This is a genomic window from Brevibacillus sp. B_LB10_24, assembly GCF_046036945.1.
In the GTDB taxonomy this organism is placed as follows: domain Bacteria; phylum Bacillota; class Bacilli; order Brevibacillales; family Brevibacillaceae; genus Brevibacillus_C.
This window is the reverse complement of the sequence record NZ_JBJQOQ010000038.1, coordinates 20,899-33,435: the sequence shown is the minus strand read 5'-3', so window position 1 is coordinate 33,435 and position 12,537 is coordinate 20,899. Positions and strand designations below refer to the sequence as shown.

12 protein-coding genes and 1 pseudogene are annotated in these 12,537 nt (G+C 55.3%); 11 read left to right on the top strand and 2 right to left on the bottom strand.

Annotated features, from left to right (window positions below):
- Nucleotides 1–40: 40 nt before the first annotated feature.
- Nucleotides 41–628: a TetR/AcrR family transcriptional regulator gene (locus tag ACI7RC_RS23840; protein ID WP_408110684.1), complete on the bottom strand. Its 588-nt coding sequence runs from the start codon at nt 626–628 to the stop codon at nt 41–43.
- Between the two features lie 299 nt (nt 629–927).
- Here ACI7RC_RS23840 and ACI7RC_RS23835 point away from each other — a divergent pair, with 299 nt between their 5' ends.
- From ACI7RC_RS23835 to ACI7RC_RS23795, 9 genes and pseudogenes are all read left to right on the top strand, one after another.
- Complete coding sequence (locus ACI7RC_RS23835; protein ID WP_408110683.1) at nt 928–1,938, top strand: phosphodiester glycosidase family protein; 1,011 nt, start codon at nt 928–930, stop codon at nt 1,936–1,938.
- Complete coding sequence (locus ACI7RC_RS23830) at nt 1,935–2,705, top strand: hypothetical protein (protein ID WP_408110682.1); 771 nt, start codon at nt 1,935–1,937, stop codon at nt 2,703–2,705. Before ACI7RC_RS23835 ends, ACI7RC_RS23830 begins: the two co-directional genes overlap by 4 nt.
- 166 nt (nt 2,706–2,871) lie before the next feature.
- Complete coding sequence (locus ACI7RC_RS23825; RefSeq protein WP_408110681.1) at nt 2,872–3,939, top strand: S-methyl thiohydantoin desulfurase family protein; 1,068 nt, start codon at nt 2,872–2,874, stop codon at nt 3,937–3,939.
- A 32-nt stretch (nt 3,940–3,971) separates the two neighbouring features.
- On the top strand, nt 3,972–4,910 hold the full coding sequence (locus ACI7RC_RS23820) for a DUF1177 domain-containing protein (RefSeq protein WP_408110680.1): 939 nt from the start codon (nt 3,972–3,974) through the stop codon (nt 4,908–4,910).
- A gap of 138 nt (nt 4,911–5,048) precedes the next feature.
- The gene (locus ACI7RC_RS23815) at nt 5,049–6,599 is read left to right on the top strand and encodes a PucR family transcriptional regulator (RefSeq protein ID WP_408110679.1); all 1,551 of its coding nucleotides are present in this window, start codon (nt 5,049–5,051) and stop codon (nt 6,597–6,599) included.
- Nucleotides 6,600–6,734: 135 nt separating this feature from the next.
- Nucleotides 6,735–7,388 carry an aspartate/glutamate racemase family protein gene (locus tag ACI7RC_RS23810; protein WP_408110678.1) on the top strand — a complete coding sequence of 218 codons (654 nt, stop codon included), beginning with the start codon at nt 6,735–6,737 and terminating at the stop codon, nt 7,386–7,388.
- Between the two features lie 24 nt (nt 7,389–7,412).
- Nucleotides 7,413–7,532, top strand: a pseudogene (locus ACI7RC_RS23805) (AroM family protein); the annotation flags it as partial.
- A gap of 40 nt (nt 7,533–7,572) precedes the next feature.
- Nucleotides 7,573–9,222: an OPT/YSL family transporter gene (locus tag ACI7RC_RS23800; protein WP_408110677.1), complete on the top strand. Its 1,650-nt coding sequence runs from the start codon at nt 7,573–7,575 to the stop codon at nt 9,220–9,222.
- A gap of 19 nt (nt 9,223–9,241) precedes the next feature.
- Nucleotides 9,242–10,192: an aminopeptidase gene (locus ACI7RC_RS23795; protein WP_408110676.1), complete on the top strand. Its 951-nt coding sequence runs from the start codon at nt 9,242–9,244 to the stop codon at nt 10,190–10,192.
- A gap of 85 nt (nt 10,193–10,277) precedes the next feature.
- On the opposite strand, the gene ACI7RC_RS23790 is transcribed toward ACI7RC_RS23795, so the two are convergent.
- Nucleotides 10,278–10,850, bottom strand: a complete 573-nt coding sequence (locus ACI7RC_RS23790; RefSeq protein ID WP_408110675.1) for a thioredoxin family protein — start codon at nt 10,848–10,850, stop codon at nt 10,278–10,280.
- Nucleotides 10,851–11,037: 187 nt separating this feature from the next.
- Here ACI7RC_RS23790 and ACI7RC_RS23785 point away from each other — a divergent pair, with 187 nt between their 5' ends.
- The gene (locus ACI7RC_RS23785; RefSeq protein WP_408110674.1) at nt 11,038–11,709 is read left to right on the top strand and encodes a GNAT family N-acetyltransferase; all 672 of its coding nucleotides are present in this window, start codon (nt 11,038–11,040) and stop codon (nt 11,707–11,709) included.
- A gap of 20 nt (nt 11,710–11,729) precedes the next feature.
- A complete protein-coding gene (locus ACI7RC_RS23780) occupies nt 11,730–12,494 on the top strand; it encodes an alpha/beta hydrolase (RefSeq protein ID WP_408110673.1) in 765 nt (254 codons plus the stop codon).
- Nucleotides 12,495–12,537: the final 43 nt, after the last annotated feature.

The following is a 12,537-nucleotide window of genomic DNA, read 5'->3' as shown; positions in this document are numbered from 1 at the left end:
ATGTCAGTCATTTTCGGGCGATAAGAAGGATTTCTCCCGCTTATCTACCTGAACCTACAGCATGCCTGATAAAAGAGAGCAGCTTTTCCTTCAGATCTGGGGCCGAGATGTCCTTTTCTTTGGAAAGGTACAGCCTTTCCGCCGTAATTTCGATCAGGTTGATCATCATTCTGACCGTCTGAGCGCTGTCGAGCTCGGCACGCACCTCGCCGCTTTTTTTCGCGTTCGCAAATTGGCCTTCTAGCCATTGGTAGTAGGGATCGTAGATTTGTTCCCACTTGTCGAAAGCATTCTCGATGGCAAATCCCGAGTAGCACAAGACGAGCACATCACGGGTGCGCTCGGTGACGGCGAAGGTCTCATCAATCATGATCGTGAGCAGGTCAAAAAAGCTTCCGGCAGTAGCGCCCTTCTCCTTGATATGGGAGAAAAGCTGGTTCAAGTGCTCCATGGCGATCGCGAAGACGACAGCGTTTTTAGAAGCGAAATACAGGTAAAACGTGCCTTGGGCCACGCCTGCTTCCTTGACAATATCTGAGACGGTTGTCTTCTCCAGCCCTTTTTGGGCAATCATTCTTTTGGCGGCTTCCACTAATCGCTCATACTTTTCATTTTGGGCAGTACGCACAAAGGCACCTCCACGATTCAATAGAAGAAAAACAACGATGACTGACTGACTCTCATTCATTATTGTATCCTGCCCGATCGATACTGTCAACCCGGCTCACTGGTGGACACCCTCTTTCAGCGACGTTTCTATCACCTTTGGCGAAAAAAAGGGTGGGCAGAAGGGCGTGTTGCTCATTCGCTATACGATACGTATATCGGATTCCAATAACTGACATAGCTTTCTTTTTCGCTGCTGCTTTATACTCATAAGATGGAGAATTCTGCAGAGATATGCGACGGAGGAGGGGAGGCAGGAAGATGGTCGGTGCAAAAGATGCGCAAACACAATTCGCGGTGAACCCTTCCAAAGGAAAGAGGCTCCGCTTGGGGCGAATTGCACTACTCGTCGGTACTGTCATCATCTATATCATACTATCGACTGGGGCCTTGGTACTGTACGGCCCGTTTGAAAATATCCGGCGGACAGTGATAGGTGCGATCCTGACCAGCCGCCATCCCTGGGTGATTACGCCCTTCTTTTCTGCGCAGACGCTGGCCAAGTACCGGCCGATCGGATTTGACCAGATGGACGAGGGGAGCATGCAAGCCGGTGATTTCTCCGCCATCCACGACGACGGCATCGAGGTCGTTCCGATCAATACGGCCAAGTACTCAGGCAGTCTGCTGGTTATCAAGGACCCCAAGCGGGTCCACGTAGCGGTGACGAAGGAATTGAACAATGTCGGGCAAACGGTGAGCGAGATGGTCAAAGATGCGAACGCCGTTGCCGGGATCAATGGCGGCGGATTTTACGACGTGGCCGGACGCGGTACGGGCGGCATGCCTCTGGGACTGACGATCTCGCACGGCAAGTTTATCGGCGGCGATCAGGAATCGGCCCAGCCGGTCATTGGGATTACCAAGGACGGGGGATTGGTCGTCGGCAAGTACACCTACAAAAAATTACAGCAGCTCGGCGTCTCCGAGGCGGTTTCATACGGCCCGCAGCTCGTCCGCGACGGCGAGCCTTATCTGAATGAGTCAGAAGACACCTGGGGAGTGGCACCCCGCTCGGCGATCGGGCAGCGAAAAGACGGGGCGATTCTCTTCCTGGCTCTATCCGGGCGGGGAAATAACGGAATTGGCGCCAGCCTGTTAGACTGTGAACAGGTCATGCTGGAAAATGGGGCGTACGTCGCCGCCAATCTGGATGGAGGCTACAGTACGGAGCTGTACTACGCCGGAGATTTTCTCGTGACGCCGTCCAATCCGCTTGGCGAGCGATACGTGGCGACCAGTTTTATCGTGGATGGAGTGGGGAAATCTTGAGCAGCTTGAAGAGAAAAAAACGACCCTTCTTTTCGTCGAAGCGGCGTGTTTGGCTTGGTGTACTTGCCCTTGTAACGACTGTCCAACTGGGGGGACTGTACGGCGTCGACCAATTTTTGCGTGTGCCTGCCATTACCGCTGCAGCCAAAACCCCCGAGATCAAGACTGTCAAGGAGTCGGCGATTCCTGCAGACGCCGCTCAGGTCACGTTCAACCCGGACCGACGCTTTGCCGCGTACATCTCGGCTGACGGCGAGCTGGTACTCCTGGACAGCGAGGGAGAAAAATATCGCGATAAAGTTGGCAATGTTACCTTCCTTCAGTGGCTGGGGGATACGGATACCCTGTTCTATTTGACACAGGGCAGCAATCTCTCAGGGTATTTGCTGCGGATTCACTCGCCCGTACCGACGCGGATTCACACCTGGACGGGGCATCGGCGGGAGATCATAAACACCTATTTTTCTCCTTATTTGGAATTCTTATATATGGAATTCCGCAAAGGCGATGTCACGGAAGTGTACAAGTACGATGCCGTCGACGGCATTAGCCGTCTTCCGCTTGGCGACGTCCGGATCGACCACATCGAGTACGACGACAAGCTGGACGTCATGAAGCTGACGACTGACTCCGGCGAAGTGTGGCGCTACGAACACGACCGCCTCTACCGGCCGGACAGCGGTCAGGAAGGCGATAACGGGCAAGCTCGGCCCCGCCGCAACAGCGGAGCGGACTACCCGTCCGGGTCGGGGGAGAACGAAGAATAATAAGTGGTGAAGAGACAAAAATCCCGGGATCTCCTGGGATTTTTCTTTTCATCTGTTTCGTTGCACAATTCCGTCTTTGTTTTTTTGGTTCATGAGCCATAGCCTATTTGCGCCATTTCTGGGTAAGGTAAAGGTAGGTTTTTCTACACAGAAGGGAGATGTTCTCATGGCAAGACGTCTGCTCACACAAGAAGATGCAAATGCTGCCGTTATCGGAGGCGCGGTACTCGGCGGCGGTGGAGGCGGGTGGATCGACCAGGGTGAAACCATCGGCAAACTGGCCGTGGAGATGGGTACCCCCTCTTTGATCACGCCAGACGAGCTGAATGACGATGACTTGTTGGTGACGGTCGCGCTGGTCGGAGCGCCGGCGGCGAAAGACCAATACGTGAAGCCGGTTCATTACGTGCAGGCAATCGAACAACTGCAAACCTACCTCGGGAAAGAAATTGCCGGGATTATCACCAATGAAAACGGGGCGGGCACTACCGTCAACGGCTGGATTCAATCGGCAATCCTGGGGATTCCCGTCGTCGACGCCCCTTGCAACGGACGGGCGCATCCCACTGGCGTGATGGGATCAGTCGGCCTCGATCGGCTGCCCGGCTACACCTCGGTCCAGACGGCGGTAGGGGGATATCAAGAGCGCTTTGTCGAAATGGTTATCAGCGGCTCGCTTTCGACCTGCGCGTCCATGGTGCGCAAGGTGTCGGTAGAAGCAGGCGGACTCGTGGCCGTCGCCCGCAATCCGTTTACAGTCGGCTACGCGAAGAAGCACTGTGCCGTAGGTGCCATCGAACAAGCGATCAATCTCGGAAAACGCATGCTGGAGAAGCAGCAGCAGGGAGGACGTGCGGTGATAGAGGCAGTCGTCGATTATTTGGGCGGCCAGATCGTCACCGAGGGGACCGTCGAAACAGTCGAACTGAAGACAGAGGGAGGATTCGACGTTGGCTTTGTCAAGCTGGGCAGCTACGAGATGACTTTCTGGAACGAGTACATGACGCTCGAACACAACGGACAGCGCCTCGGCACTTTCCCGGATCTGATCATGACCCTCGATCTGGCCACCGGACGTCCGATCATTACCGCGGAGATCAGCCAGGGACAAGATGTCGCCGTCATTTCGGTGCCGAAGGAAAAACTGTCGCTGGGCGCTGGCATGCGGGATCAAGCGCTGTTCAAACCGGTTGAAGAAATTGTCAATAAAGAAATCATTTCCTACGTGTTCTAATTACTAACTCCATTGAAAGGAAGCGAGCAAGGATGTCATTAAAACAGACGATCGAAGTATTTGAATTATTGGATGACGCTACGGTATCTGGTGAAAAGGTAAAAGCGTTTTTTGAACAGCGGGGGGCAAGCAACGTCTCCTATACGACTGTAGAAGGCGAAAAGGGCACGACTGATTTCGTCAAGATCGTGATTCCCGGCAAGAAAGGAAAAGTGTACGGCGGAAAAGCCCCAACGCTCGGCGTAGTCGGCCGTCTCGGCGGCATCGGTGCGCGTCCGGAGCGGATTGGCCTCGTATCTGATGCGGATGGTGCCGTTGCTGCGCTGGCGACGGCGCTCAAGCTGGTGGACATGCAGTCCAAAGGCGACGTGTTGGACGGCGACGTCATCATCACCACCCACATTTGCCCGAATGCGCCGACGAGACCGCACGAGCCTGTCGCATTCATGGACTCTCCGGTTGACATCCTGGCGATGAACCAGCACGAAGTGACGGAGGAGATGGAAGCGATCCTCTCCATCGACACGACGAAGGGGAACCGCGTCTTCAACCATCGCGGAATCGCCATCTCGCCTACTGTAAAACAGGGCTACATCCTGCGCATCAGCGACGACCTGGTCTCTCTGATGGAGATGAGCACCGGTCAATACGCCCATACGTTTGCCGTCACGATGCAGGATATCACACCGTACGGCAACGGCCTCTACCACATCAACAGCATTCTGCAGCCGGCCGTAGCTACGTCGGCACCGGTCGTTGGCGTCGCGGTCACGGCACAGACTGCTGTTCCCGGCTGCGCTACCGGAGCGAGCCACGAAGTGGATATCGCACTGGCAGTCAAATTCTCGATCGAAGTGGCCAAGGCTTTCGGGGAAGGCAAATGTTCCTTCTACAGCGAGGAGGAATTTGACAGAATCGTCAAGCTGTACGGTGATATGAGCCACCTGCAGACCTTGGGCAAAGACGCGTAGGCACAAATTCTATAAGCAATGTTTCGACTTGGCTTGGGGAAGATATAGGAAACGTATCTTCCCTTTTTTTCATCATCGCAATGCCTCACATGAAGCTTTTCTTTTACAATAGAGTTGTTCAAAAAGGGGTGATTCAGATTGGAAAAAGCGGCTTTTACCGTTGAGGACCTGCTGCGGCTGCCCGTGATGAAAGACGCAAAATTGGTGAGCGGCGAAGGAGGGATCCAAAAAGAGATCTACTACGTCGATATCATGGAAATTCCCGATATGGAAGGGTGGCTGCGGCCCAAAGAATTCGTGCTGACGACTGGATACTCGTTTCAGGATCAGCCGCTGCACCTCAGCCGTCTGCTGGAAGAGATGAAGCGCGTGGGCGGTTCGGCGGTCGGCTTGAAGTCCAAGCGTTTCCTGCAAAAGACGCCGGCCGATGCGATCGCCAAAAGCAACGAGTACCAGATCCCGATTATTGACATACCTCCAGAAGTGACGTACATCGACATCACCCACTCTGTGATGGAAAACATCCTGAACAAACAGCTGGTGCTCCTGCGAAAAGTCAACGATGTCAGCAGCATGTTTACAGATCTCGTGCTGAACCGCCGCGGCTCAGAGCTGGTGAGCATGATCGGGAAACTGCTCAACTGCGAGACGGCTATCATGAACAGCGACGGTGTGATCGAAAGCGCGACACCGTTATTTTCGCCGGATGCAGTGGCTGTCACCAAGCCTGTCCAGATTGGCGGCAAGATCCTTGGTTATCTGCATATGACCAAGCCGCTCGACGACGATGATCCGTTTCTGAAGATGTGCATTGATCAGGCGCTGACCATGCTGGCGCTGGAATTTACCATCCGCGAATCGGCCCGGCACCGGAAAGAACACGCCCGCGAGGATTTTTTGATCGAGCTGCTCTCCGGAACCACCCGGATGGAAGACATCTTACGCTATCGGGCCCGGGAGCTCCAGTTTTCACGCGGACGCTACCAGTACATCATTTCGCTGAAAACCTACGAAGCGGAAGACGGGGAGGCTGGGGTTGATACGGTTGAGAAATGGGAATACATCCGTGACGTTATTTTAAAAGAGATCAGACGAACCAAGCGGATCAGTGCCGCGATGGCCATGGGGGAGAATATCGCCGTCCTCTGTACCACCAACCAGACGGACCCTGTCGGCCAATGGCGGGAATCACTTGAAGTGGCAGACGAGTTGTACCTGCGCATAAACAGCCGCCTGCCTGCGGTTGAGCTGTACATCGGCGTTGGCGGGATGACAGACAAGCTGTCGCGAATCAAAGACAGCTTTGACATGTCGAGGCGGGCGCTGGAAGCGGGCAGGCGCGTCCGCCGGGACCGGAAAATCATTCATTATTCCGACATTTACGTCGAAGATATGCTGATCAGCTTGCGTGAGCATCCTGCCCTGACGTCCATGTACAATCAACTGCTGAAGCCAGTCCGCGAATACGATCAGGAAAACGGGACCGATTTGTTCAAAACCCTTGAGTGCTACGTCCGGCGCGGCGGAAATACAAAGCAGGTGGCAGAGGAATTATTCGTTCACCGCAACTCAGTCAATTACAGGCTGGAACGGATCCAGAGCATCGTCGGGGCCGACCTCGGCGATCCGGAAACGAGGCTTCGGCTCGATCTGATCTTGCGGGCGTGGAAACTGGGAATCCTCAGCTGAGAGGCTGTTTGTTTCGCTGCCCAAATCCGGTGCGTTACTTTTGGAACGCGGTCCATACGATTATTTTCGGTTCAAATGTATAATGATAATACCCTAATTTCAGTAAAGTCACACAATAAGGCGGGGGAAGAGAGAATGATCGGAGTTATTCGCGTATTTACTACCGAGGATCAGACAATCCTAAGGGAGCATGGAAAAGTGATCGAAACGCTGTACGGGATTCCAACGGTGAACAAGTGCATTCCCGATCAGCCATTCGGCATTCACAGCGACGAAACCGAACGGATTGCGATTCCGAAAATTGTTGCCCTGGGCAAGGAGTTAGAACAGCAGGGATGCAAAGTCCTTGTGTTGAGCTGTGCAGCTGATCCCGGCATCGCGGAGCTTCGCCGGCAAGTCTCGATTCCAGTTGTCGGGGCGGGCAGCACGACGGCGATTGCCGCCAAAGGCTACGGCGAACCGGTGGGCGTGATGGGCATCACCCCGGATCTGCCGAACGTCATGAAAGAACTCCTTGGCGACCAGCTCGTCGCCTACGGCAGACCGGAAGGGGTAAGCAAGACGACCGATCTGCTGACGGAAGCAGGCAGAAAGAACAGTCTGGCTGCTGCCCGGTCATTGGTAGAGCAGGGTGCGAAGGTATTGGCATTTGCTTGCACCGGCTACGCTACGATTGGACTTGCGGGCGAGATTCGCCAAGAGCTGGGCTTTCCGGTCATCGACCCGGTTGAGGTAGAGGGCTGGTTCGCTGCTTACGCCCTGATGAGCTCCTCCTCACAGTCCCATTAAGGGAGGAGAGGCGGTGTCGATGCGGTCGTGCTTGACTGCATGGGCTATACCGCCGAGATGAAACAGATCTTACAAGAGGTGCTGCCTTGTCCAGTGATCCTGTCACGTTCCGTTTTGGCGCGATTCGCCGCCGAACCGGCCTGACTTCACCGGCATCGTGTACCGCAGGTAAAGGGGAGATATGATGAAGGGAAACACGACACAACAGGAGAAACATCCGCGCTTATTTGAGCCTTCAAGCATGGTCGTAAACATCGTCGTAGGCTTTCTGGGAGCGATCATCGGTCTGCAGTTGATCGTCACCCTGGGGGTTACGCCCAATACGGCTATCATCGGGGCGATAATCGCGATGCTGATCTCCCGCATACCACTTGCAGGATTTTCAAAATTCCGTTCGATTCATAGGCAAAATTTGGTGCAAACAACGATTTCTGGAGCTACCTTTGGCGCGGCCAATGCTCTGCTCCTGCCGATCGGGATCCCTTATTTGATGGGCGATTCCAGCCTGGTGTTTCCGACACTGATCGGCGTTTTGATCGCGACTATCATTGACGCAACCATTTTGTACAGAGTATTTGACTCGCAATTGTTTCCGGCCTCCAACGCATGGCCTCCGGGCGTGGCAACCGGGGAAGCGATCCTTGCGGGAGACAAGGGCGGCAAACGCGGAAAGCTCCTGCTCTACGGAACAGGAATAGGTCTTATCGGTTCATACTTCGGCGTCTCTATGTCGGCATTTGGCGTCGCCTTTATCGGAAACATCTGGGCGCTGGCCATGTTCGGGATCGGCCTGCTGGTAAAAGGGTATGACACCCGTCTGTTCGGCGCCGGCATCGATCAGTACTATATTCCTCACGGCTTCATGGTGGGAGCGGGACTTGTTGCCCTGCTTCAGGTAATCTGGATGCTGGTCAAAAAGCCAAAAGACGCCAAGCCTGTCACCTCTCCCGAGGCGGCGACGGCAGGAGCCGCGACCACGGCGGAAACAGGCTCCACCCAGCTTGATATGCCGACCACCCGGACCGCTAAGGACGTGTCCAAGGCGATTAAGTACGGGTTTGTTGCCTACCTCATCTGCGCGATTGTCCTTGCCGTATTGACTGGCTTATATGCACACATGTCCGTTGGCATGCTGATCGGCTGGGTGCTGTTTGCCGCATTGGTCGCATTTGCCCACGAATTGATCGTCGGGCTGTCCGCAATGCACGCCGGTTGGTTCCCTGCCTTTGCGGTTGCTCTCATTTCGCTGGTTTTGGGTATGATCATCGGGTTCCCTTCTGTTCCTTTAGCCATTTTGGTCGCGTTTGCCGCATCGACGGGTCCGGCGTTCGCCGACATGGGCTACGACTTCAAAACAGGTTGGATTTTGCGTTCAAATAATGACCGCGCTTACGAATTAGAGGGACGCAAGCAGCAGTACTGGGCATCTCTGATGGGATTTGCAGCAGCCTTCGTCGTAGTCGCTGTCGCTCACGGAAGCTATTTTGCAAACGGCCTCTTCCCGCCTGTTGACAAAGTGTTTGTCGCAACCATCGAAGCAGGGTTGACGGGAGGACACATCGGAATGAACCTGCTGCTGTGGGCGATCCCCGGCGCAATCGTGCAATTGATCGGCGGACCGTCCCGGCAGATCGGAATTATGTTTGCGACGGGTCTTCTGATCACCAATCCGATCGCAGGCTGGGCAGTTATTGTCGGGATCCTGATTCGCCTGTTCGTGCTGAAGAAGTACGGCAAGGGCGCAGAAAGCACGATGAGCATCATGGCTGCCGGATTTATCGCCGGCGATGCGCTGTACGGATTTGGAAATTCCCTGTACAAAGTAACGAAGTAAGCAGAGCGGAGGGTTTAGGATGAGTCAATTGTCTGAAACAGCGAAGCGGCTGTTGACGCAAAGCTTGAATCTGAAAGCGGGCGAAACCCTGCTGGTGGTCTCAGACGGTACCCGGCCGGAAATCTGTGAGGCTCTTTACCAGGCAGGGCTCGACCTGGGGGCCGAGGCACTGGTCATCTCGATGAAGCAGCGGGCTAAAAGCGGCGAGGAACCGCCGCGGGCATTAGCGGCGGCGATGAAAAGCGCCGACGTGGTGATCTGCCCGACCCAGCACTCACTCACCCATACAGCAGCCCGCAAAGAGGCGTGCAAACAAGGGGCGCGTGTCGCGACCATGCCGGGAATTACCCTGGACATGTTCCAGAATGGACCGATTACCGCCGACTTCGAAGAGGTGGCGGCACTGTCCCGCAAGGTGGCCGATCGCCTCAGCGCAGCCGAACAGGTGCGGATCGAAAAGGACGGAGCGGTGTTTACGTTCAGCTTGAAAGGCCGTCAAGGAATTGCCAGCACAGGACTCTACCGGGAAAGCGGGGAGGGCGGCAACCTTCCGTCCGGCGAAGCGTACATCGCTCCGCTGGAGGGAACGGCTGACGGCACGCTGATTATCGACGGTTCGATCGTCGGGCTTGGCCTCTTGAACAGTCCGCTTACTTTGACCGTGAAAAACGGCTTGCTGACAGAGGCGAAGGGAGAACGCGCCGACGAGTGGCTGGGCAAGCTGGGCGACTCGGCCGAGGCTCGCAACGTCGCGGAATTCGGCGTTGGCACCAATCACAAAGCACGGCTGACAGGTGTTATTCTCGAAGATGAGAAAGCTTTTGGGACGATTCACATCGCCTTTGGCAGCAATGCCACTTTCGGCGGAACAGTGGAAGCGGGTGTGCACCTGGACGGAGTCATGCTGAAGCCGACTGTCTACCTCGACGGAGAATTGTTCATGCGAGAAGGTAAGCTGGTTGAAGAGTAGAAGAACGTTCACCTGCCTCATGGCAAAACCCTTCGATGGAACACAAATCGTTCCGTCGAAGGGCTTTTTTTACTTGATGCGGTGCTCAGCTTACAAGCGGGGCGAGGAGGTCGCGAAGCTCTCTGACGATGACGGTCTGATAGCCGCTGCCCTCTCCGTATTGCTGCAGCATTTCCGCGCGGGCCACCTTGATGTTTTCTTCATAATCCGGGGCGCTGCGGTCGGGGTTGGCTTGTTTGAATGCGACCATGACCGCTTGCACGTGCTTCGGGCGCGGACCCCACTGAGCGAGGACATTCCCGTCGGCGTCAGTGAAGATGACGATCGGAATCGCCCGTCCGCCCATCGTCAGGAATTGTTCCATGACGTCCAGATTTTCTTCCATGATCAGGACTTCTACCGGCATGCCCGACTCCGCCAGTGCCTGGAAGACGACAGGAACATTGCGGACGACGTCACCGCACCAGTCAGAAGCCAGGATCAGGCAGTGCAATCCGCCTTCCCGGCTGCAGGCGCGGAAAAACTGGCGGTCTGCCTCGTCCTTCCATTCAAACGCGTCGTACCACTCCTGAAACGCTTCCTTGTTTTTGGTCATGCCGTCCATAAATTCCCGGGGAGAAATGCCGCTGCCCAGTTTTTCCTTGAGATTTTTTTCCATTTTTGTCCAGCCTCCTTTGTTTTTTGCCCGTCAAGCTCGCAGTCATATTTTTCTTGTTCTTCATGTAAGTTTGACACCAGACTGTGGAATCCTGCTAAGATAAGAGCGTAAGGAGGGCGGCAGGAGTTGCCGAAGCTGCCGTTGAATCTAAAACACGTACAATAATGATCGAGAGGGGAAGCACGACATGCAGTACATCAGAATTACAGATATTCACGATCCGCTTTTTACGAAAATGCACCAGCTCATGCAAACGGTATTTCCGCCCGAAGAGGTACTGGAGTTTTCCCTCTGGGAAGAGCCGCTCGCTGATGACGGCATCCGCGTATGTGTCGCCGTCCATCAGGGGGAAGTGGTCGGTGCTACGGAATACCGCTACTATGAGGATGTGAACGTGGCCATGACCGATTTTACGATCATCGGCCGCGAGGGGCTGGGTGTCGGACGCTTCTTGGCGGAGCGGCGAAAAGCAGATCTCAACGCTTGGGCCGAATCGTGCGGCAAGAAGCTGTACGGCATGTTTGCGGAGATTTACGATCCGTACCGGGTGGAGCAGCTAGCCTTTGGCGGCGTCAAGCCGATGGATCCGTTTGTGCGGCGTGAAGTCTTGTCGCATTTGGGATACAAGCGGCTGGACTTTCCGTATGTACACCCGTCGTGGAACAACGACGGAGAGGCGGTCAGCGGACTCGACCTTTGTTTCCTGCCGATCGCGAATGACCTGACCGAACTGAATGCGGATCTGGTCGCCTCGTTCGTCAAGCGGTACTACACCGTTCTGCCCAACAAGCCGCAAGCCTGGCACGATATGGTGAAGCAGCTGGAAGAGATGGAGACGATTCCTCTGCTGCCAATCTAACCGGAAAGAGGAGGAGATGTATGCAGACAGCGATCACTCTGACCCATGCGGGCATGACGCTGCGGGGGATGGAGCACATTCCTGATCACTCGACACAAGAGCGCTTTCCCGCCGTCATTCTGTTTCACGGCTTTACCGGTACCAAGCTGGAACCGCACCGGATGTTTTTAAAGCTTTCAAGAGCGCTGGAAGGAGTCGGCATCGCAAGTGTCCGCTTTGATTTTCTGGGCAGCGGGGAGAGCGACGGCAACTTTGAGGAGATGACTCTCTCCAAGGAAGTCGCCGAAGCCCACAGCATTCTCGATTACGTAAAGGGACATCGCCGGTTTGACCCCGCCCGCACAAGCCTCATTGGATTGAGCATGGGGGGAGCCGTGGCCGGTATCCTGGCTGGAGACCGACCGGACGAGATCGAGAAGCTGGTGCTGCTGGCCCCCGCCGGAAACATATACGAGATTGTCCAGCACGTGGCTGGAGAGTACCTGGCCGATCCGGAGGTGAAAGTGGCGGACTACGGCGGCAACCTCGTCGGGCGGGCGTTTGCCGAGGATCTGAAAGAGATGGACATCTTTGAACGGTCCAAACCGTTTTCCGGAGAGGTGCTGCTGATTCACGGCACCAACGACGCGACTGTCCCGGCAGAGGTATCCCATCGCTACAAGGAACGCGTATACGGCCCAAGGGCCGAGGTTCACTTCATCGAGGGAGCGGACCACACCTTTAACAGCGCGGTTTGGGAGTCGGAGATGATCCGGTTGGCAGTCTCATTTTTGCAAGACGACTAACCGCTCCGCCGTTGATACGCTTGTGCAGGGCGGGCCTTCCAGG